This is a genomic window from Actinoplanes sp. NPDC026623 (assembly GCF_040638275.1).
GTDB lineage: Bacteria > Actinomycetota > Actinomycetes > Mycobacteriales > Micromonosporaceae > Actinoplanes.
Genome location: NZ_JBEZXZ010000114.1, coordinates 1 through 20,359, shown reverse-complemented (window position 1 = coordinate 20,359; position 20,359 = coordinate 1). Strand labels below are relative to the sequence as shown.

The following is a 20,359-nucleotide window of genomic DNA, read 5'->3' as shown; positions in this document are numbered from 1 at the left end:
CGCCGTCGATCACGCGCCGGCCCGGACCAGGCCGCACTCGTAGGAGAAGATCACGGCCTGCACCCGGTCGCGCAGGCCGAGCTTTGCCAGGATGCGGCTGACGTGGCCCTTCACGGTCCCCTCGGTAAGGAAGAGGCGGCCGGCGATCTCGGCGTTGGACAGGCCGCGGGCGATGAGGGCGAGCACCTCGCGTTCACGCTCGGTGAGCACGCCGAGCTCGGCCTCGGTGCGGGGCAGCGGGTCGCCGGCCCTGCCGATGTGGCGTTCGATCAGCCGCCGGGTGACCGGCGGCGCGACGATGGCGTCGCCCCGCGCCACCACCCGGATCGCGGACAGCAGGTCGGCGGCGAGGGTGTCCTTGAGCAGGAATCCGCTGGCACCGGCCCGCAGCGCTGAGTACACGTACTCGTCGAGGTCGAACGTGGTGAGAATCAGGATGCGGGGCCCGTCCGGCAGCGCCGCGCGGATGCGGCGGGTGGCCTCCAGGCCGTCGACCTCGGGCATCCGGATGTCCATCAGGATGACATCGGGCGTCGCCTCCGCCGCGAGGACGGTGGCCGCGGCGCCGTCGTCGGCCTCCGCGACGACCTCCATGTCCTCGGCGTTCTCGAGGATCATCCGCAGGCCGGCGCGGAGCAGGACCTGGTCGTCGACCAGCAGCACCCGGATCATGCGGCCTCTCCCGGCCCGAGCGGGATGCGGGCCCGCACGAGATATCCGCCGTCCGGCGCCGGGCCCGCGGTCACCTCGCCGCCCAGCAGCGCCGCGCGCTCCCGCATGCCCCGCAGCCCGTTACCGGTCCCGCCGGCCGGCGAGCCACCGGCGCCGTCGTCGCCGGCATCGATGCCGAGCTCGTCGCCGCCGTAGCGCACCGCTACCCGGGCCCGGGCTCCCGGCCCGGCATGCTTCATGGTGTTGGTCAATGCCTCCTGAACGATCCGGTACGCGCAGCCGTCCACGCCGGTGGGCAGCGGCCGCGGCGACCCGTCGATGCGCAGCTGGACCGGGGTGCCCGCCTGCCGTACCCGATCGATCAGGCGGGGTAGCTGAGCCAGGCCCGGCACCGGGCGGGCGGGGCCGTCGGCCTGCCCGTCCGCGGACAGCACGTGGCGGATGTCGGCGAGCGAGGCGCGGCCGGTCGCCACGATGGTGTCCAGCGCGGCGAGGGTGTCGGCGGGCCGCTTGGCGAACGCCGCGGCGCCGCCCTGCGCCTGCATCACGATGACGGCCAGGCCGTGCGCGACCACGTCGTGCAGCTCGCGGGCGAGCCGGGCCCGCTCGGCGGCCACCGCCAGCGCGGCCCGCTGGTCGCGCTCGCGCTCCAGGTCCAGTGCCCTGGCCCTGAGTTCGTCGAGGTAGGCGCGGCGGCTGCGGACACCCCACCCGATCGCCCAGGCGACGACCAGCAGGGAGCCGAGGACGGGGAGCCCGCCCCAGTCCGTCGGCCCGGGCGTCGTGGTTGTCCGGCCGCCCTGCCGCGGTCCCTCGGGCGCCGCGCCCGGAGGCGGGCCGGCGGCCCCCGGCCGGCGTTCCGCTCCGCCGGCGCCGAAGGGCCGCCCGTCGTAGAGCCAGCCGTCGGCCCGGCCGTCGAGGGCCACGTACACCGACCAGGACATCGCCGCGACCAGGGCGGCACCGAGCAGCGCGAGCGACACCTCGCGCCGGCGCCGGACGGCGACCGTGTAGAGGATGATCGGAACGGCCAGGTCGGTGGGGACCGGCCCCGCCGCCAGCGCCATCTGCGCCATCGCGGCCAGCCACGCCGCGGCGAGCGCCGGGATCGGCCACCGGCGGCGCACCGTGACGGCGGCGACGCAGACCGCGATCAGGGCACACCGGGCCGGCGGCTGCCGCAGCCAGGAGGCGTCGGCGCCGTGCACCGCCCAGGTGCCGGCCAGCAGGAGCGCGGCGAGGCCGGCATCCTGGAGGCTCGATCCGCGCAGGGCGCCCCGCAGGGCCGCAAGGTGAATCCTCATTTCAGGCGAACCCTAGGCCCCGTCGCGACCGCCCGGAACCCGTCGAAAGTCAGGTTCCGGCACATGACCACAGGTGGGTGTGCGGCCGTTCCCGCACCGCGCAGCCTGTGACCCATGACGAACATCCGCCGCGCCCTCATCCCGCTGGCCGTCCTGGCCCTCGTGCTGGCCGGCTACGGCGTCCACCGGAGCGGCGCCCGCGGGGAGATGGTGTGGAACCGGGTCGCGGCGACGGGCGACTGCCACTGCGCCGACGGCAGCCGGTTCTTCTTCTGGGAGCGGCGGGCCGATCCGGCCAAGGTCGTGTTCTTCCTGAACGGCGGCGGCGTGTGCTGGGACCCCAGGATGTGTGCCTTCACCGGCGAACACGGCGAGAACGACTTCTACGACTGGAGCAACTCTGCCGTTGAGCCGGAGAACCGCAGCGGCATGTTCGACACCACCCGGGCCGACAATCCGTTCGCCGGCTACTCGTTCCTCTACGTGAGCTCCTGCACCGGCGACGCGCATCTGGGCAACGCCTCACACACGTACTCGCCGGGGCTGACCGTCGAGCACCGCGGCTACGTCAACGGCACGGCGGCGCTGGCCTACCTCGCCGAGCACTATCCCCGCGCCGAACAGGTCGTCGTCGTCGGCAAGACCGCCGGCTCGGTCGCCGCACCCATCTACGGCGGCCTCGTCGCCGACCGGCTGCCCGGCGCCAAGGTCACCGTGTTCGGCGCGCAGTCCGGCGCCTGGCCGGACAACCCCGATTTCAACGCCACCGTCCTCGATGCGCGGTGGGGCGCCTACGACGCGATGCCCGGCTGGGCGGTCGACGGGCTCACCGCTCGCGACTGGGGCGTACCCCGGTTCTGGGCGCGGGCCGCCCGGCACGATCCCGCAATCGTGCTGGCCCGTTTCGACTTCGCCTACGACCCGCACGCGACCTCGGAGCTGACCCGGTGGTTGCACGGGAACCCGCCGGACCTCCTCGCCGAGATCGACGGCAACGAGGCGGCGATCGAGGCCGCCGGGGCGCGCCTGCACAGCTACACCGCGCCCGGCGCCGACCACCAGATCTTCGAGCCGGACCGGTTCTACGACATCAGGGTGAAGCGGGTCCGGCTGGTCGACTGGATCCGTGCGCTGACCACCGGCCATCCGCCGGCGGACGTTCACTGCGACCGGTGCGGTCCCTAGGCCCTGACGGTGACCTGGTGGCCCGGAGATAGCCGGCGGTGGTGACGCCCAGCGCCACGCCCCAGCCGACGAACACCAGCAGGGTGCCGACGACCGCCCAGCCGTCCCGCAGGTCCGCGCCGCTGAGGTCGCCGGAGAGCAGCTGCCCGGTGAACACCGCGGCGCTCAGCAGGCCGTAGGCGACCAGGGTGATCGCCACGACGCCGGCCGGGACCGCGGCCAGCATCCGGGGAACGGCCCGGCCGCGCAGCCAGGGCATCCACCGCGGGAACCGTTGCCCCCACCGCTGGACCAGCCCGAGCACGAGCAGGCCCGCCAGCGGCGGCACGACGGTGATCGCGACGCCGGCGGGCGTCGAGAGGCCCTGGCGGCCCTCCTCCAGTTCCTGGGCGGAGATGCCGAACGGGACGCCGAGCAGCCACAATCCGTGCGGCACCGCCCAGCCGATCACCGGCAGGGCGGCGGCCGCGTACCCCCAGCGGCGGGTCGACCGCGACACCGGCTGATATTCGGTGGCCGCGGGCCCGCGCGGTGGACCGCAGGCGTTCGCGAGCCCGCCGAAGGCGGCGGCGCCGGCCACCAGCGCGAGCCGGGCGCCGATGTCGCGCCAGTCCGTGACGTCCCCCGCGAGACCCGCCGGAATCTCGAAGAGCAGATGCAGGGGGAACGCGGCGATCAGCAGCAGCGTCGCCACGGTCCAGCAGCAGGCCGCCGCCCGGCGGGGAGACCAGAGCGCGTAGGCGATCAGCACGGCCACGGCGGCGAGGGCGCCTACCGCGCCCACTCCCTGCCAGAGCGGCACCACGTCGACCCGGTCCGCGCCGCAGCCGCCCGACGGATCGACCAGGTCGGTCCGGTCGCAGGCGGTGTATCCCCACCGGCCGCCCGCGATCCAGTACAGGCGCAGCGCCGCCTCGCCGGCGACGAACGCCAGGCACGCCGCGGCCCACCGCCCGCGCCGCGCCGCCCGGTCGCCCGGAGCAATGGCTTGATGACGAACGGAAAGATCCTGCATGTCGACTCCCCGCAGCGACGGCACGGTTGGCACATCGGATACTGCGCGGCGCCCGCTGTGAAAACCCTGAAGGCCGCTCAGCGTCCTCTCAAGATCTGTGGCGTGCGGCGTCGCGCGCGGACGGGCCTGCCGGGGCGCCCGGTTGTCAACCATGCAGAGAATCACAAAGAACTGCCAATGCTGGACGGTGTCCATTCTGGACTGTAAGGATCGTCCGCACCAACCGCGCCGGTCCTGCGAAATGGAGAAACGACTTGCGGAATCGCATCATGGTAATGCTCAACACTCGTGCCGGTAGATCGGGGGCGTATCGCTGGATCGACAACCAGCGTCCGAACCGGAATTCATCGACCAGGCGAAACGTCAACACCGGGCGGATGTGGGTGTGGGCGCGGCGCCCTCCCGGTCAATCCGATGGGAGAACATCGTGAAACTCGTCGCCCGCTGCGCTTCGGAGATCGGCGCCGCCGCGTAGGTCGCCGGCGCCCTGCCGACGGCTTCGGCCTCCGCCGCCATTGGCGAATACTGCAGGGAAATTGTGCACGAAGCCCCCTTCTACTGGGTGACCGAAGGCTGCTTCATCGCCAACGGTGACGACATCACCGCGAGGGATATGCACGCGGACGGGCTGCGCTCGGTGACCGGGTGGCAGACCGACTACGGCCGCTCGGGCGAGTGTCAGAACGGCCAGGGCGAAGGTTGGACCGTCACCTGCTACTACGACATGAATGAGACCGGCCGGGTCAAACTCCGGTCGTGCACCCGAAACGGCGGGACCGCACCGAACACCAAATGCAGTTCCTGGTCCCTCTGGGTGAGCATCAGCACGGGCGACCCCGCGTGAGCCGGCTGTCATAGCGCGATGAGGTGGCGCCGGCAGGCCCGCGCGGCCGCACTGAGCCGGCGGTCGCGATGATGGATCAGGCCGATCGGCGGGTGCAGGGGCGCCGGTCGCAGCGACCGCACCGCGACGGCCGGGCCCGGCGCCACCGCGGCCGAACGCGCCAGCAGCGCCACGCCGAGGCCCGCGCCGACCAGTTCGCGGACGCTGGCCGGGCTGTGCGCCTCGAACGGCACCCGGGCCTGGAACCCGGCCCGGGTCGCGGCGTCGTCCAGGATCGCCCGCAGGCCGCTGGCGGCGCTCAGGCAGACGAACGATTCCGTACCAAGGTCGGCGAACCGCACCGGATCGGCGCGCGTCAGCCGGTGCCCGGGCGGCAGGATCAGCTTCATCTCCTCGTCCACGATGCGGTGCGCGGAGAAGTGCGACGGCAGATCGTGGTGCACCGGGCCCACCACCAGGTCGATCTCGGCGGAGTCCAGGTCGGCGAGCAGCCCGGCGATCAGCCCCGAGCGCAGGCTGAGCGCGACGCCCGGGTAGCGGGCGTGGAAGCGGGCGAGCGCGCCCGGCAGGTCGAACGAGCCCACCACGGCCGTGGCCCCGATGACCACCCGCCCGCCGAGCACCGCCGCCAGGTCGGCGAGGTCGCCGCGGGCGCCGTCGAGCTCGTCGAGGGCGCGGCGCACCCGGTGCAGGAACAACTCGCCCGCCTCGGTGAGGCTCACCCGCCGGGTGGTACGCGCGAACAGCGGCGTGCCCAGCTCCCTTTCCAGCCCCTTGATCTGCGCGGACACGGCCGACTGGGCGACGTGCAACCGCTCGGCCGCCCGGGTGAACCCGCCGTAGCGGGCCACGGCCTCGAAGTAGGTCAGCTGGCGCAGCTCCACCCATTCATCGTGTGTCGCGATGAGTTCCAGCGCAACTCCATCTTGGACTTATCAAAGGGCCGGTTGCAGGCTCGATGGCATGACACCACGGCACCTCGGCACCACCGGCCTGGTCAGCTCGGCGCTCGGTCTCGGCTGCATGGGCTTCTCGCAGGCGTACGGGCCGGCCGACGACGCCGAGTCGACCGCCGTGATCCACGACGCGCTCGACCTCGGCATCACCATGATCGACTCCGCGATGAGCTACGGCGGGGGACACAACGAGCGCCTCGTCGGGCGGGCCCTCGCCGGCCGCCGCGACGACATCGTGCTGGCGACGAAGTTCGGCATCGTCCGCGACGCCGGTGGCGTGCGGCTCGACGGCCGGCCGGACCACGTGCGCGGCTACTGCGAGGCCTCCCTCGAGCGGCTCGGCGTCGACACGATCGACCTCTACTACCTGCACCGCGTCGACCCCGAGGTGCCCGTGGCCGAGACCGTCGGCGCGATGGCCGAGCTGGTGGCCGCCGGCAAGGTACGCCACCTCGGGCTCGCCGAGGTCAATCCGGATCAGCTCGAGCGGGCCGCCGCGGTGCACCCCATCGCCGCGGTGCAGTTCGAGTGGTCGCTGTCGTGGCGCGAGCCGGAGGACGATGTCGTGCCCGCCGCCCGGCGCCTCGGCGTCGGCCTGGTCCCGTACAGCCCGCTCGGGCGGGGCCTGCTGACCGGGGCGCTTCCGCCCGGACCGTTTCCGGCGGGGGACTTCCGCGGCGAGGACCCGCGGTTCGCGGACGAGAACCTCACCCGGAACCTGGCCCTGGTGCGGGCCCTGGCCGAGCTGGCCGGCCGGCATCGGGTCACCGCGGGACAGCTGGCCCTGGCCTGGCTGCTGGCGCAGGGTCCGGACGTCGTCCCGATCCCGGGTACGCGCAGCCGGGGCCGGATCGCGGAGAACGCGGCGGCCGCCGGGGTCCACCTGTCCGGCGACGACCTGGCCGCGCTGGAGGCGGTGGCGCCCCGCCAGGCCTGGCAGGGCGACCGCCGGTCGTTCGCCGCGCATGGGACGACCCGGACCAGGTAGCGGGCCGGGACGACCCGGACCGGGTAGCGGGCCGGACGCCGGTGACCCGGCCGCCGCCCGTCACGCGCAGCGCGATCGAGCCGGTCCGCTTCCGCATCGTCTGCGCCGGGGGTCGCCCCGGACCTGTCCGAGCGGGACCGCTGAGACCAGGGCCGGCGCTATTCGGGGCGTGCGGCTCGCCTGGCCCGTAGCTCGAGGACGGCCAGCCACGACCAGCCCACCACGATCGTCAGGCGTTGCCACAGGCCGCTCGTGTCCGCGACCGCTCCGGCGGCCACGAAGAGGACCGGCACGGCGACGCCGGTGCTCCTGCAGTAGCGGCGCCAGCCCGGCGTCGGCCGCCACCGCGCGGCGGTGAAGCACGCCAGCGTCAGCGACCCGAAGACGAAGACCGACACCACGTTGTGCGCGATGCCGTGCCAGGTCGCGTGGTCGTGCGGCACGGCGTCGGAGACGAACACGCCCGCGGCGGCCAGGCCCGCGCCGACGAATCCCACCAGGCGGCCGGTCCAGGCGCCGGCGGTTCGTGACAGCGCGACGGCGGAGGCCATCAGCAGGACGCCGGTGACCAGGAAGTTGGCGATCTGCACCCACCCGCCCCGGCCGATCGCCGCCTCGCTGACGAAGTCGCGCATCGGTTCGTAGCCGGGCTTGATCGCGTCGTTGACGAGGAAGACGACGACGAACGAGACCGCGCCGGCCGCGCCGCCCAGTAACAGTCTTCGTGGGGCCACCATCCGGGCAAGCTAGCCGCCGGCACCTGTGAGCCGGCTGAGCCGGCCGAACATCTCAATGGCGACAGGTACTTGATCTGATACAGTAGTCGTCGTGAGTGAGAACTTGTCCGACCCTCCAGCCGCGAACACGGATGTCTTCGCGGCCGACCTGCTGCGCGGGCATACCGACACGATCGTGCTGGGCTTCCTGCGCCACGACGACAGCTACGGCTTCGAGATCTTCAAACGGATCCGTGACGCCACCGACGGCCGCCACGAGATCAAAGAGGCGACGCTCTACGCGACATACCGGCGTCTCGCCAAGGACGGCCTCATCGAGGCCTACTGGGGCGACGAGACGCAGGGCGGGCGCCGCAAGTACTACCGGATCACCGATGCGGGCCTGGCCGTCTATCGCCGCAACGTGGCGACCTGGACGGTCACCCGCGACATCATCGACGTCCTGCTCGACCTGGACCGTTCCGACGGCTCCGGCGCCGCAGCCTCCGAAAGGCAGTCACAGTGAGCACCTCCGACAACTCCTCGACCGGGCCCGCCCCGCACCTCCACCGCCTGCTCGACGAGGTGTTCGCGGGCGTCGAGATGAGCACCGAGCGCCAGGACCTCAAGGAGGAGATCCGCGCCAACCTGATCGCCCGGGTCGCCGAGCTCGAGGCGTCCGGTGTGGACCCCGACGTCGCCGCCCGCCGCGCCATCGACGAACTGGGCGACCTGCGCGGCGCGCTGGACCTGACCGGCCCGGCACCGGAGACCGAGGCGTCCGCGTGGGCGCGGCACCAGGTCCGGCCCCGGCCGGCATACCTGTTGCGCACGATCGGGCTCGCCGTGGTCGCGGCCGCCGCGCTCGCCGTGCTGGTCCTCGCCGCGACGGTCGTCACAATCGCGTACGGCGTTCAGCTGGTCGCCGTCGTCGTCCTCGCGCTGGCGGCCGGCGCCGGCACCGCCGACGCGCTGCGCCAGGAGACCACCGGCAACCACCCCATGCCGGCCGGCCGGGCCGCCGGCTACGGTGCCGGCACGGCGCTGGTTCTCACCGGGCTCGGCGCGGCCTGGCTGTGGCTGCGCAGCTCCGACCTGCCGTGGCTGATCGCCGGCGTGATCGTCGCCCTGGCCGGCATCGCGCTGCTCGCCTACCTGGGCGGCACACAGACCAACCGGCACAAGGCGTGGGTGGTCCGGCTCGGTGCGTCACACGCCGAGGTCGGCGACCGCTTCACCAAGGATCCGGCGGCGGCCGCGAGGTTCGGGCTCTACACCGTGGTCATCTGGCTGGTCGCGCTCTCGGCGTTCGTGGCGCTGACCCTGACCGCCGGCTGGGCCTGGTCCTGGCTCGCCCTGGTCGGCGGCCTGGCCGCGATGATGCTGATGCTGGCCCGGATGGAGTTCCGGCCGCAGCCGTGAATCATCCTGATCAGACGGACGTCTTCCCCGGGTCCGCCGGAAAGTCATACCCTTCGATCGGAGGCCCGATAGAAGCGCACAAACGCTGAGGAGGGTTCATGAAGCGGATGGTCAGGTATCTGGTGGCGGCGGTGGTATCGGTGGGGCTCGCGGGCCCGGCGGTGCCGGCCGCCGCGGCCACCACCGGCACGGGAGGCTCCGGGCATCATTACCGGTTCAGCGCGCTGGTCTTCTCGAAGACCGCGGCGTTCCGGCACGACTCGATCCCGGCCGGGGTCGCCGCGATCCGGCAACTCGGCGCCGAGCACCACTTCAGGGTCGACGCGACCGAGGACGCCGCGGCGTTCACTCCGGCGAACCTCGCCCGTTACGACGTCGTGGTGTGGCTGAGCACCACCGGTGACGTGCTGAACGAGGCGCAGCAGGCCGCCTTCGAGGGCTACATCCGCGCCGGCGGCGGTTACGCCGGCATCCACGCCGCCTCGGACACCGAATACGACTGGTCCTGGTACGGCGGGCTGGTCGGTGCGTACTTCCGCGACCACCCGGGGTCGGTCAACGCGCAGTTCCAGGTCGCCACGGTGAAGGTGCTCGGCCACGACACCGCCGCCACCCGGCCGTTGCCGCGCCGCTGGTCGCGCGAGGAGGAGTGGTACAACTTCCGCACCAACCCGCGCGACACCGTACGGGTCCTGGCCGAGGTGGACGAGCGGACCTACGACCCGCGCGGCTACAGCGTCCCCGGCGGCTCGCCGGGGATGGGCCGGCACCACCCGATCTCCTGGTGCCAGCCGTACGACGGGGGTCGCGCCTTCTACACCGCGATGGGGCACAAGGCCGAGTACTACTCCGACCCGCTGCTGCTGGCTCATCTCCTCGGCGGCATCCGGATGGCGGCCGGCGTGGCCCGGTTCAACTGCGGCCGCGAGGACTGAGCTGCGCCTGACTGGCAGCGGGTGGTTCGCCACCCGCTGCCGGCCGGGCCGCTAGGTGAGCGGTTCGATCCAGACGTTGCGGTACTGGACCTTGTTGCCGTGGTCCTGCAGGCGGATGGCGCCGGTGGCCGGGCACTCGGGGATGTTGCCGCCGGTGCCGGCCGGTATCTCCACCTCGTCGTGCACCTTCCGGCCGTTCCAGACCAGGGTGACGCGGGCGTTGGCGGTCTTGTTGCCGGTCTCGTCGTAGCGGGCCGCGTGGAACGTGATGTCGTAGCTCTGCCACGTCTCCGGCGCGGTGGACGCGTTCACGTCCGGGGCCTTGACCAGGTAGATCGCGCCGGCCTCGTTGGTGTCGAGCGTGGTGTCCCCGTACGAGTCGAGAATTTGAATTTCGTATCTTTCCTGCTGATAGATGCCGCTGTTGCCGCGGTTCTGCCCGGTCACGTCGGGAGGCAGCAGCGGCACCTTGAATTCGGCGTGCAGCCGGTAGTCACCGAAGGCCTCCTTGGTGCGCAGGTCACCGCAGCACACCTCGATCGCGCCGCCCTCGACGACCGGCCACTGCGGGCGCCGCCCGTCGGTGTGCTGCCAGTCGTCCAGCCCGTGCCCGTCGAACAGCGCGATCCGCTGCCCGGGACGGCGAACGCTGACCAGGTCGAGGTTGACGTGCCCGGTGTCGAGGGCGTCGACCCGGTACTGGATCGCGTTCACGCCCTTGCGCAGCGTCAGCGTCTCGGTGGCCGTCGCCCACTCGTCCCAGCTGACCGTCGACGGCAGCGCGACCTGCCGGACCTTGCGCCCGTTGACGTGGACGCTCACGGTCTTGGTGCCGCTGAACGGGTTGGGGCCGTTGGAGTAGCGCAGCCCGACCGCGTAGTCCCCGGCCTTGTCCACCGTCACGTGCGTGGTGGTGGCGGCGTTCAGCGCGCCGAAGCCGGCGACGAAACCGACGCCGGAGTAGCCGCGGTGGTCGGTGGCCAGGGCGGCGCCGCCCTCCCGGTTGCCCTCCTCGGCCTCGTAGTGGACCTGCTGCGCCCGGGGTCCGGGGACCTCGTTCAGCGTGTACCAGGCCTCGGTGCTCCACAGTGTCTCGCCGTCCCGGGCGCTGAACGGGCGCGGCGAGCGCAGGTGCACCACGTGGTCGCGGCGCAGCCCGGCGACGGTCAGCGTGGCGGTGCGGCGGTCGGCGGAGACCTTGGCCGCGGTCACCCGCAGCGTCTCCTGGTCCACCTTCGGGCCGCCGTACTGCGGAGTGGCCACGTAGCGCCACTGCTCCACCGCGTACGCGGTGGGCAGCCTCGCGATGGTCGCGTCGGAGAGCGGCTTGGTGTATTCGATCTTGAACCCGGTGGCGGTGGCCCGCATGGTCTTCATGTCGAAGACGTCGGTGCCGTTCGGGGTGAGCTTCTGCAGGCCGTACCGGAGCTTGCCCTCCTGGCCCCAGTTGCCGTCGGCGCCGAGCCCGCCGAGGTAGATCGCGCCGTCCGGGCCGATCGACACCTCGTTGACGCCGGCCTCCAGGCCCTGGGTGTGCCGGAACACCGCGCCCTGCTCCTGTCCGTGCACCGTCTCCAGGTACGCGCGCTGAAGCCCGCCGTAGGTGACGTCGCCGATGAGGAACTGCCCGCGGTACGGTCCCGACCTCAGCAGCACCGGGGTGCTGGGCGAGTTGGCGATCTCGTTCTGCGGCAGCCACAGCACCGGGCGGGTGACCGGCTCGGCGTCGAAGGGGCCGTCCGGGTTGGTGTAGTGCTGGTAGAAGGCGCCCCGCTGGATCTTGATCAGCTTGGAGGCCGGAAGCCACCCGCCCTGGTTGTCGGTGACGTACAGGTCGCCGCCGGGGCCCCAGCCGATGCCGTTCGGGGTGCGCAGGCCGCCCGCGACCGTGGTCACCTTCCCGGTGCGCCGGTTGACCACGATGCTGGTGCCGCGGCCGCCGACCGGCTGCGGGTCGGTGGTCTCCCCGCCCAGGTTGATCGAGACCGACAGGTTGAGGTAGAAGTTCCCGCCCCGGTAGAGCAGGCCGAACGCGAATTCGTGGAAGTTGCCGCCGAACGGCCAGGTGGCCACGGTGCGCCGGGCGTCCAGCACCTCGTCGCCGTTCGTGTCGCTGAGCTCGGTGAGCTCGTGCTTCTGTGACACGTACACCATGCCGTCGACGACGGCGATGCCCATCGGCTCCTTGAGGTTCCCGGCGAGCCTGCGGTAGGTGACGCTGCCCGGCCCGGTCCTTCCGGTGACGCCGTCGACCAGGTAGACCTCGCCGGCGACGGTGTCCGAGCCGCCCCACGTGCAGAGCAGCATCTTGCCGTCGGGCCGCCAGGCGATGCCGGTGACCTGCGGCTCGAAGCCCGGCGGCCGCAGGTCGGTGAGGTCGTAACCGGGATGCACGGCGGTGAGCGGCAGCCCGTCGCCGGGCGTGTCGGTGCCGGCGATGCACTCCTTGCGCCCGGGCGCGGTCACCCGGACCACCCCGGCGTCGGTGCTGAGCGCGCCCGCCGGCACCACCGCGAAGTCGCTCGCGCCCGGCGGGCGCCAGGCGAGCGTCAGCCGCTGGCCGCCGTCGCGCTCGAAGTGCTCGATGCGCAGCGGGTGCACCCCCGCGGGCAGGTCGATCGTGCCGTCCTTGGGCTCGGCGCCGTGCGGCCCGTCGTGGTCGATCACCAGCTTGTCGCCGATCCACAGCTTCGAACCGTCGTCGCTGGTGAGCCGGAACGTGTACGCGCCCGCGGCCGGCGCGGTGAGGTTGGCCAGCGCGTGCGTGACGAAGTTGTCCGACAGGCCGAACTGCTCGTCCGTCGACCAGTCCACCGTGGACATCAGCTTGTCCACGTTGGGCGTCTGTCCGGGCTTGAGCTCGCAGACCCGGTTCATCGGCAACCCGATGTCGTACGTGCGGAGGGTGATCCCCGGCTCCTGGGGCGGGTCGGCGGCCTGCGCCGGCGCCGCGATGAATGTTCCGATGAGCAAGGCGGCCGCTACCGCACGTTTCATGGGCGCTCCTGGTGACCAGTGAAATTCATGATTCTGAATATCTTGATCGAAGTCACCCCGAAACGTCCATGACTTTCTATGAAATTATTCAAACTTTCGACTTAGGACACGAAAGTTCGGTCAGGCGCAGTCGTCCTGGATGTCCAGGTCGTGGTCGGCCCGGAGCAGTTCCTTCGGGTCCTCGGTCTCGTCCGGCTCCGGCTCGGCCGGGTGAACGGTCGGCGCCAGCAGCCCCCTGCTCGCCGCGTCGCAGTCGACCAGCGCCGTGTACGACGTCGCGTCGCCCATCCACATGCCGCGGTCGCCGGCGCGCAGGTTCCTGGTGGACGGGAACTCCCACTGGAGCTCGTCGTGCGCGGCCGCGAGGGGGTGCCCGGCGCCGGTGAAGGCGTACACGAAGACGAAGTTCGTGGTGACCCGCAGCGTCCGCATGCCGTCGACGACCGTCGAGGCGTACGTGATCCGGCCGCTGACCCGCGGCTGCTCGCGGGGATCGAGCTGGACGGCCGGATCGATCCAGGTGGCGAAAGCGCCGGCGGTCCTGGCCTCGAACGACTTGACGATGCGGGCCCGCGCGTTCGGCGCGAGCAGGTCCAGCAGCCCGGCCGGGTTGTGGCCGGTGAGCATCTCGTCGTCCAGCCGGCTGGCGATCAGCGCCCGGCGGACCTTGCCCAGGGCAGCGCTCACCTGCGTCGCGGTGAAACCCTCGACCGCGGTTGCCTTCGGCAGGGTGATGCCGGCCGCGCCCAGCGGATAGCCCGCGGCGGGCGTGCCGGCGAACGGGCCGGTCACCGCGGCGCTCCGCGACGTGGTCGCGGTGACGTCCGCGGGGGCGCTCGGGCCGTCGCCGGACGCCGACGGCCAGACCTGCGGAACGACGAGGGCCGTCGCCAGCAGCGCACCGGCGCCCACGATGACCATCGGCACCTTCCGCAGCAGCCCGCCGCGCCGGCGCTCGGCCCGCACCTTGCGCTCGGTCTCCTTGGCCCAGTCCGCGAGGTCCGCGAACGGGTCGGGTGCGTCGTCCTGCGCCATGGCTCGCGTCTCCGGCCGTTGAAAAATGATGCGTGCCACCCGCCGGTGGCTTCCCGGCGGGGGACAGTATCAATGATCTTGAGCGGGAAGTCACCACGGTGACGGCGTCATTCGATCGGGTTCATCGGGGTCTCGGGCGGGGTCCCAGGCCGGGAGGACTGGTAATTTCGAGCCACAATTCGGACATCCGGGAGGCTTGGATGAGCTTTATCCAGATCATCGAGTACGAGACCGACCGGCCGGATGAGATGTGGGCGCTCGGTGACGCCCAGATTGCCCAGATGGGCGAGGCGCCGAAGGGATTCCGGCTCACCGTCACGCAGGACCGGGACAACCCGGGGTCCTTCGTGACCATCGTGGAGTTTCCCTCGTACGAGGCGGCCATGGCCAACAGCGAGCTGCCCGAGACCGGCGCGTTCGCCCGGCAGATGGCGGCGCTGTGTTCCGGCGCGCCGCGCTTCCGCAACCTCGAGGTGAAGCGGTCCGTGCCCGGTTAGCCCGCCGCCTGCGGGGTGACGAGCTCGGCGCCGACGGCGCGCTTGCGGAGCAGCTCATGCAGCACCGCGAGCGGCGCCGGCCGGGCGAAGTGGTAGCCCTGCGCCTGGTCGCAGCCGAGCGCGTTCAGCCGGTCGGACTGTGCGGCGGTCTCCACCGCCTCGGCGATCGTGCGCAGCCCCAGGATGCGGCTCAGCTCCAGGATCGTGCTGATGAAGGCGAGGTCCCGCTCGGTGCTCTGCTCGACCTGCTGCGCGGTGAAGGAGCCGTCCATCTTGAGGATGTCGACGGGAAGCTGGCGCAGGTAGGCCAGCGACGAATAGCCGGTGCCGAAGTCGTCGATGGCGATCCGGACCTGGTGATCGCGCAGGGTCTGCAGCTGTTCGGTGGCGGTGGCGGCGTCGACCACGGACGTGATGAGCACCGTCTCGGTGATCTCCACGATCAGCGCCGAGCCCGGCACGCCGTGGTGCCGCAGCAGGTCGAGGACGGTCTGCGCGAACCGCGGGTCGCGCAGCTGATGCGCAGAGACGTTCACGGTCACCGAGAGCCCGTGCTCGCGGTGCAGGGTGGACAGGTCGGCGCACACCTGGGACATGACCCAGCCGCCGATGGCCGTGATGGCCCCGCTCTGCTCGGCGAGCGGGATGAACTGCGCCGGCGAGATGGAGGTGCCGTCGGGGCGGGTCCAGCGCAGCAACGCCTCGGCGGCGACGATCTCGCCGGTGGCCAGCTCGACGATCGGCTGATAGTGCACGCTGAACTCGCCGGCGTCGAGGGCGTGGTGCATGTCGGCCACCAGCTTGGTGTTGACCAGCCGCTCGGCGTGCAGGGCCGCGTCGTAGACGGCGTACTGCTCCCCGCCGTGGTGCCGGGCGCTGCGAAGCGCCAGATCGGCGTCGCGCAGGGCGTGCGTGCGCGAGGTGTTCGCCGGTACGGGTACCACGCCGATGCTCACCGCGAGCCGCCGGGACGGGATGCCCGGCAGCAGGTACGGGTCGTGCAGGCTGTCGAGGAGGCGCTGGGCGATGGCCGTGCCGTCGAGGCCGTCGCCGGCGGCGGTGAGCACGGCGAACTCGTCGCCGCTGATGCGCACCGCGGTGGCGTTGTCGGGCAGGACGGTACGCAGCCGCCGGGCCACCTCGAGCAGTACCGCGTCGCCGGCCTGGTGGCCGAAGCTGTCGTTGAAATCGCGGAAGCCGTCGAGGTCGACCAGCAGGAGCACCTCGTCCTGGTGGCTGGTGGCGTCGAGGCGGTCCTGCAGCAGCGCCCGGTTGCCGAGCCCGGTGAGGCCGTCGAGCAGGGCCCGGCGGTTCAGCAGCGAGGCGAGCTGCGACAGGCGAACGATCAGCAGGATCGACATCGCACAGCCGAGCAGTTCCAGCACGATCGTCCGCGGCGAGTGCGGTCCGAGGTCGGCGACCAGGCTGGTGACGGTCAGCCCGCCGATGGCGATGATCAGGGACACGTAGACAAGCATTCGTCTTCGCGACGCCTGCGACGGATTCCGGGTGACGATGCCGGTGCTGCGCGCCATCGTGGGATGCAGCGCCGCACCGCCGATGAGCAGGTAGGCGCCCAGCCAGCCGGTCGCGGTCAGCGTGTCGAAGGTCGTGCCGTTCAGCAGGGCCGCGAAGTTCACGGTGTCGGTGAGGACCAGCAGGATGGCCGAGGCGACCATCAGCCGGTAGGCGGTCGTGCGGACCCGGGACACGACGACGACGCGGACCGTGAGCACGAAGATGACCACGTCGATGCCGGCGTACAGCAGGTAGCTGCCCAGCCGCAGGCCGCTGAACCGGCCGTCGAACAGCATCGGCTCTATCACCAGGGCCCAGGAGAACGCGCCACCCCCGAGCGCCATGATGCCCGCCTCCACCGCGCCGCCACGGCGCTGCCCGGGACGCACCCACCAGTAGACGCTCAGCGCCAGCAGGATCAGCGTCGCCGCATAGAAGAAGTCACCGACGGACGGGAACCGCGGCACACCCGCCGGGGTGAGCGACAACGCCCACCCGAGGTTGGCGAGCGTCGACGTGCCCACCGCCGCGACCAGCAGCCACCACGGTGCCGCCCACGCCGGCCGATGCCGGCGCACGCCGACCACGAAGGCGACCACCACCGAGGCCGTCACCGCCATGTACACCCAGGGACGCACCTGCGGGCCGACCAGTGACCCGGCGATCAGGACGGGACCGCTGATACCGAGGTACCAGCGGTACCCGACGGCGGGAGCGGCGGCTGATCGTGCCTGGCGGGGACTGGTCACCCCTAATGGTTACGGGCCCTCGGGTGCAGTCTCGTTGCCGTCGCCCTGCAATACGGAGTCATCCGCGTCACCGCGACCGGCGCCACACCGCCCGGCCCCGGCGCAACCTCATGATCCGGTCGCCCCGGCCGATCCGAGACCATATGAGTGCCCGGACCGAACCCTCTCTGCTGCGGAAACGACGCACCATCGAGGGGGCTACCTTCCTTTCGCGCGGCGGCGGCCTGCTCGCCACGGCGCTGTTCCTCGCCGGCTGGCTGGGCATCCCGTCTCCCGGCACCGACCTGTCGCAGCTCACGGTGTGCCTGATCGGCGTGCTCGTGATGGCGATCGGCAACGTCTTCGCGCTGATCAACTTCCGGCGCCCGGACGGCCCGCGCTACGCCGCGCTGAGCGCCGGCCAGGTCGCCTGCGATGTCTTCGTCATGGGCGGCATCGTCGTCTGGTTCCAGGTGTACGACGGCATAACCACCTGGCCCGGCCTGATCATCCCGATCGTCGCGGGCGCCCTGCGGCACCAGCTGCGCGGCGCCCTGATCGCCTGGGCCGCCACCTCCGGCGTGTTCGCCGTCACGGTGATCGCCCTCGGCGACCACGCCGTACGCGGGGAGGACCTGCCGTTCGCGGTCGCCATCCACCTGTTCGTCGCGCTGCTCAGCGGCACACAGTCGTCCGCCTTCGCCCGCCAGGTCAAGGAGCTGGACGCCATCCGCAAGATCCTGCAGCATCAGGCCACCCACGACGGCCTCACCGGCCTGCCGAACCGGGCCCGGATCGCCGAGTACGCCGACGCTCAGGCGGGCCGGGAGATGACCGTGCTGCTGCTCGACCTGAACGGCTTCAAGCAGGTCAACGACACCCTCGGCCACGCGGCGGGCGACCTCCTGCTGAGCGAGGCCGGCCACCGGCTGAGCGCCGGCCTGCGCGCCGGCGACCTGGTCGGCCGCCTCGGCGGCGACGAGTTCGTCGTGCTCCTGCCGGACACCGGCCCGGCCGTGGCCGCCGAGCTCGGCCTCCGGCTGCGCACCGCCATCGAGCGGCCGATGGCGCTCGACGGGCAGGAGGTCGCGGTCGGCGTCAGCATCGGCGCCGCCTACCGTCCCGCCGGCGCCGCGACCGGCCTGGCGGCGCTGACCGCGGAGGCGGACGCCGCCATGTACCGCGACAAGATCTCCAGGGTCCCCGCGGCGTCACCCGCGGCCGAGGCCCTCGTCTGACACCTGACCGGCCGGGCTGACCTCCGGCACGTTGATCACGAGATCGTAGGCGTCGACGACCGGCGCCTGCTGGTAGCGGTCGAGGATCCGGATGCGGTCCGGGCCACCGCTGACACCCCCGGCCCGCGCCGGGCGCAGATCCACCACGCTCAGCCGCCCCGCCAGCGCCGCCTCGATGCTGCCCTGCTCCGGCGCCGCGAGGTCGGTGCCGTGGATGGCCACCCCGCCCGGGGCCGCGGCGTCCGCGCGGTGCGTCACCGTCCGCCCGCCGGTGCAGGTCACCCCCACCGCCGCGTACGCCGGACCCAGCCGGGCCGCCAGGTGATGCCCGGCCGCCGACAGCGCGAACATCGGCGTCTGCACCGGGGTGCGCTGGATGTGGCTGTTGTGCGCCGCCACAATGATCTTGGCGTCCGGGCCGAAGCGGTCGAGCAGCCAGAAGACCGACTCGGCCATGCCGCGGTCGCGGGCGGCGACCCTCGGATGCACCGCCGGTGGCTCGCCGTCGCCCGCCATCTGCGCCGCGTAGCCGCGCATCGCCTGATCGAGCAGCACCGCGAGGCGCAACTCGTGCCGGGCGACCCCGTAGGCCTCGGCTCCGGCGGCGGCCCGATACTCCGGCTCCAGGGCGTCGAACCGGGTCGCCAGCTCCGCGTAGGTCGCGGTGAGGTGATCCCGCTCGGCCGCATCGAGGCCGTGATATGCCGCGTACGCAGGCAGCGAATGCTCGCCGGAGAACTTGCCGGCCAGCGCCTCCAACCGGCTCAGCACCGCCTCGGCGTCCGGGTCCACGTCGTGCAGATAGCGCCGTACCCCTTCGAGCGCCGGCAGCGTCGACGCGGTCGAACCCGGCACGTCCAATCCGAAGAACCGCACCGGTGGGGCCGCCGATCGCATCCAGGTCAGGTGATCGCGCATCTCCCCGCACCGGCCCATGGTGTAGGTGATGCCGTCGTCGGCCACCGCCCGCAGATCCTCCACGGGCCGCTCGCCCCGCACCCACGCGTCGACGGCGAGACCCTCGCTGAAGCCGGACTCCATCGCGTACACGGTGAAACCCAGCCGCTCCGCCAGGAACCGCTGCAGGCGGTGCCTCAGCAGGTAGAACTCGCGTACGAGATGGGCGTTCTCCCCGATGGCGATCACCCGGGCCGCAGCGAGACGCTCGGCGAGCGGCTCGAGGTCGTCGAACGGCGCGGCCGGATCGATCGTTTCCAGCGAAACCTCGTGCTCGGCGACGTACCGGGAGAAATTCATCGGGCCAACATACCGTCGCGCCGCGGGCTGTTTCAGCGCCGCTTCAGCGGCAGGTCAACATCGATCGTTACCGTCGCCTCGGTACGGAAGGGCCGCGTGGGCCGTCCGCCAGTTCGATCCCCCCACCGATCCGGTGCCGTTTCACGATGCCCGCATCCTCTCTATCCCATCGCCTGAATCGTCGAGGTAGGGCCAGTGAATCCGCTCATGACACTCTCGCGGGAGGGCTCCCTGCGGGTCCTGGTCGTCAACGATCTCCGGATCCTCCGCGATCATCTGATCACCCGGCTCCGGGCGCAGCCGAACGTCAGCGCGGCCACCGGCGCGGCCGACGCCGAGGACGCGGCCGGCCTGCTGTCCGCCGAGGGCTTCGCAGTGGTACTCGTCAGCCTGACCACGCCCGGCAGCCTGGAGATCTGCCGGGCGGCGGCCGGCGCCGGCTCCCGGGTGATCGCGCTCGGCGTCACCACGGACGAGGACGAGGCGGTCGCCTGCGCCGAGGCCGGCGTCACCGGGTACGTGCTGCGGCACGAGCCGGACGAGGCCCTGTTCAGCGTGCTGGCGACGGTCGGGCGCGGCGAGATCTCCTGCCCGCCGCCGGTCGCCGCGGCCCTGATGCGGCGGATGGGCCGCGGCCGGGACGCCGGGCCGCCGAACGGCATCGGCCGGCTCACCGCCCGGGAGCGGGAGATCCTCGGCCTGATCGACCGGGGCATGTCCAACAAGGAGATCGCCAAGCTGCTCTTCATCGAGGTACGCACGGTCAAGAACCACGTGCACAACCTGCTCGAGAAGCTCAGCGTGCGGCGCCGTGGCGAAGCGGCCGCGGTGCTGCGCGGCATGCCTCACGGCCGCCCGGCGGATCTGGCCGGGAGCCGGCGTTGGTAGCGCAGCTTTCCTGCCTGGCTCCTCAGCGCGCTTGGGGTCGGTGTTGTCGACGCTTTCGTAGGTGGTTGGGCTTCTGGCTGTGGGTGGCATTTTGCTTGCGGTGGACGGGTGGGGCCGGGGGTGCCCACGAACTGCTGGTGGTTCGTTTTTACGCTGTTCGTGGG

The 20,359-nt window shown here is 72.0% G+C and carries 18 protein-coding genes; 9 read left to right on the top strand and 9 right to left on the bottom strand.

Annotation, left to right across the window (positions count from 1 at the left end; all coding sequences use genetic code 11):
- Window positions 1-9 precede the first annotated feature (9 nt).
- Entirely contained in the window at window positions 10-672 is a 663-nt protein-coding gene (locus tag AB0F10_RS28225) for a response regulator transcription factor (protein WP_360631411.1), read from the bottom strand.
- Entirely contained in the window at window positions 669-1,976 is a 1,308-nt protein-coding gene (locus tag AB0F10_RS28220; protein ID WP_360631408.1) for a histidine kinase, read from the bottom strand. Before AB0F10_RS28220 ends, AB0F10_RS28225 begins: the two co-directional genes overlap by 4 nt.
- 114 nt (window positions 1,977-2,090) lie before the next feature.
- Here AB0F10_RS28220 and AB0F10_RS28215 point away from each other — a divergent pair, with 114 nt between their 5' ends.
- Window positions 2,091-3,161, top strand: a complete 1,071-nt coding sequence (locus tag AB0F10_RS28215) for a pectin acetylesterase-family hydrolase (RefSeq protein WP_360631405.1) — start codon at window positions 2,091-2,093, stop codon at window positions 3,159-3,161.
- On the opposite strand, the gene AB0F10_RS28210 is transcribed toward AB0F10_RS28215, so the two are convergent.
- Window positions 3,067-4,176 carry a hypothetical protein gene (locus AB0F10_RS28210; RefSeq protein ID WP_360631402.1) on the bottom strand — a complete coding sequence of 370 codons (1,110 nt, stop codon included), beginning with the start codon at window positions 4,174-4,176 and terminating at the stop codon, window positions 3,067-3,069. The two genes, AB0F10_RS28215 and AB0F10_RS28210, sit on opposite strands and share 95 nt — an antisense overlap.
- A 538-nt stretch (window positions 4,177-4,714) precedes the next feature.
- Between AB0F10_RS28210 and AB0F10_RS28205 the strand changes: the two genes are divergently transcribed.
- The gene (locus AB0F10_RS28205) at window positions 4,715-5,020 is read left to right on the top strand and encodes a hypothetical protein (protein WP_360631399.1); all 306 of its coding nucleotides are present in this window, start codon (window positions 4,715-4,717) and stop codon (window positions 5,018-5,020) included.
- An 8-nt stretch (window positions 5,021-5,028) separates the two neighbouring features.
- On the opposite strand, the gene AB0F10_RS28200 is transcribed toward AB0F10_RS28205, so the two are convergent.
- A complete protein-coding gene (locus AB0F10_RS28200) occupies window positions 5,029-5,904 on the bottom strand; it encodes a LysR family transcriptional regulator (RefSeq protein ID WP_360631396.1) in 876 nt (291 codons plus the stop codon).
- Between the two features lie 79 nt (window positions 5,905-5,983).
- Between AB0F10_RS28200 and AB0F10_RS28195 the strand changes: the two genes are divergently transcribed.
- A complete protein-coding gene (locus AB0F10_RS28195) occupies window positions 5,984-6,964 on the top strand; it encodes an aldo/keto reductase (RefSeq protein WP_360631393.1) in 981 nt (326 codons plus the stop codon).
- 158 nt (window positions 6,965-7,122) lie between these two features.
- Here AB0F10_RS28195 and AB0F10_RS28190 read toward each other — a convergent pair whose 3' ends face one another.
- Window positions 7,123-7,701, bottom strand: a complete 579-nt coding sequence (locus tag AB0F10_RS28190; protein WP_360631390.1) for a DUF998 domain-containing protein — start codon at window positions 7,699-7,701, stop codon at window positions 7,123-7,125.
- Between the two features lie 91 nt (window positions 7,702-7,792).
- Here AB0F10_RS28190 and AB0F10_RS28185 point away from each other — a divergent pair, with 91 nt between their 5' ends.
- From AB0F10_RS28185 to AB0F10_RS28175, 3 genes are all read left to right on the top strand, one after another.
- Entirely contained in the window at window positions 7,793-8,206 is a 414-nt protein-coding gene (locus tag AB0F10_RS28185) for a PadR family transcriptional regulator (protein WP_360631387.1), read from the top strand.
- Window positions 8,203-9,102, top strand: coding sequence for a permease prefix domain 1-containing protein (locus tag AB0F10_RS28180; protein ID WP_360631384.1), 900 nt, complete (start codon window positions 8,203-8,205; stop codon window positions 9,100-9,102). The genes AB0F10_RS28185 and AB0F10_RS28180 overlap by 4 nt, the downstream gene beginning before the upstream one ends.
- Window positions 9,103-9,200: 98 nt before the next feature.
- The gene (locus tag AB0F10_RS28175) at window positions 9,201-10,037 is read left to right on the top strand and encodes a ThuA domain-containing protein (protein WP_360631381.1); all 837 of its coding nucleotides are present in this window, start codon (window positions 9,201-9,203) and stop codon (window positions 10,035-10,037) included.
- Window positions 10,038-10,088: 51 nt separating this feature from the next.
- Here AB0F10_RS28175 and AB0F10_RS28170 read toward each other — a convergent pair whose 3' ends face one another.
- Entirely contained in the window at window positions 10,089-13,034 is a 2,946-nt protein-coding gene (locus AB0F10_RS28170; protein ID WP_360631378.1) for a family 16 glycoside hydrolase, read from the bottom strand.
- A 120-nt stretch (window positions 13,035-13,154) separates the two neighbouring features.
- Window positions 13,155-14,069, bottom strand: coding sequence for a hypothetical protein (locus tag AB0F10_RS28165; RefSeq protein ID WP_360631375.1), 915 nt, complete (start codon window positions 14,067-14,069; stop codon window positions 13,155-13,157).
- 200 nt (window positions 14,070-14,269) lie between these two features.
- Between AB0F10_RS28165 and AB0F10_RS28160 the strand changes: the two genes are divergently transcribed.
- A complete protein-coding gene (locus AB0F10_RS28160) occupies window positions 14,270-14,566 on the top strand; it encodes a hypothetical protein (protein ID WP_360631372.1) in 297 nt (98 codons plus the stop codon).
- Here AB0F10_RS28160 and AB0F10_RS28155 read toward each other — a convergent pair.
- The gene (locus AB0F10_RS28155; RefSeq protein WP_360631369.1) at window positions 14,563-16,833 is read right to left on the bottom strand and encodes a bifunctional diguanylate cyclase/phosphodiesterase; all 2,271 of its coding nucleotides are present in this window, start codon (window positions 16,831-16,833) and stop codon (window positions 14,563-14,565) included. The genes AB0F10_RS28160 and AB0F10_RS28155 overlap by 4 nt on opposite strands.
- A gap of 143 nt (window positions 16,834-16,976) precedes the next feature.
- Between AB0F10_RS28155 and AB0F10_RS28150 the strand changes: the two genes are divergently transcribed.
- Entirely contained in the window at window positions 16,977-18,050 is a 1,074-nt protein-coding gene (locus tag AB0F10_RS28150) for a GGDEF domain-containing protein (RefSeq protein WP_360631366.1), read from the top strand.
- On the opposite strand, the gene AB0F10_RS28145 is transcribed toward AB0F10_RS28150, so the two are convergent.
- Complete coding sequence (locus tag AB0F10_RS28145; RefSeq protein WP_360631363.1) at window positions 18,024-19,307, bottom strand: erythromycin esterase family protein; 1,284 nt, start codon at window positions 19,305-19,307, stop codon at window positions 18,024-18,026. The two genes, AB0F10_RS28150 and AB0F10_RS28145, sit on opposite strands and share 27 nt — an antisense overlap.
- A gap of 207 nt (window positions 19,308-19,514) precedes the next feature.
- On the opposite strand from AB0F10_RS28145, the gene AB0F10_RS28140 reads away from it, so the two are divergent.
- Window positions 19,515-20,195: a response regulator transcription factor gene (locus tag AB0F10_RS28140; protein WP_360631360.1), complete on the top strand. Its 681-nt coding sequence runs from the start codon at window positions 19,515-19,517 to the stop codon at window positions 20,193-20,195.
- The last annotated feature ends 164 nt before the right edge of the window (window positions 20,196-20,359 follow it).

Coding starts and splice junctions, on each gene's coding strand:
- AB0F10_RS28225 (WP_360631411.1), bottom strand. CDS start 672: ATGATCCGGGTGCTGCTGGTCGACGACCAGGTCCTGCTCCGCGCCGGC.
- AB0F10_RS28165 (WP_360631375.1), bottom strand. CDS start 14,069: ATGGCGCAGGACGACGCACCCGACCCGTTCGCGGACCTCGCGGACTGG.
- AB0F10_RS28190 (WP_360631390.1), bottom strand. CDS start 7,701: ATGGTGGCCCCACGAAGACTGTTACTGGGCGGCGCGGCCGGCGCGGTC.
- AB0F10_RS28170 (WP_360631378.1), bottom strand. CDS start 13,034: ATGAAACGTGCGGTAGCGGCCGCCTTGCTCATCGGAACATTCATCGCG.
- AB0F10_RS28175 (WP_360631381.1), top strand. CDS start 9,201: ATGAAGCGGATGGTCAGGTATCTGGTGGCGGCGGTGGTATCGGTGGGG.
- AB0F10_RS28140 (WP_360631360.1), top strand. CDS start 19,515: ATGACACTCTCGCGGGAGGGCTCCCTGCGGGTCCTGGTCGTCAACGAT.
- AB0F10_RS28220 (WP_360631408.1), bottom strand. CDS start 1,976: ATGAGGATTCACCTTGCGGCCCTGCGGGGCGCCCTGCGCGGATCGAGC.
- AB0F10_RS28210 (WP_360631402.1), bottom strand. CDS start 4,176: ATGCAGGATCTTTCCGTTCGTCATCAAGCCATTGCTCCGGGCGACCGG.
- AB0F10_RS28150 (WP_360631366.1), top strand. CDS start 16,977: ATGAGTGCCCGGACCGAACCCTCTCTGCTGCGGAAACGACGCACCATC.
- AB0F10_RS28160 (WP_360631372.1), top strand. CDS start 14,270: ATGAGCTTTATCCAGATCATCGAGTACGAGACCGACCGGCCGGATGAG.
- AB0F10_RS28145 (WP_360631363.1), bottom strand. CDS start 19,307: ATGAATTTCTCCCGGTACGTCGCCGAGCACGAGGTTTCGCTGGAAACG.
- AB0F10_RS28215 (WP_360631405.1), top strand. CDS start 2,091: ATGACGAACATCCGCCGCGCCCTCATCCCGCTGGCCGTCCTGGCCCTC.
- AB0F10_RS28195 (WP_360631393.1), top strand. CDS start 5,984: ATGACACCACGGCACCTCGGCACCACCGGCCTGGTCAGCTCGGCGCTC.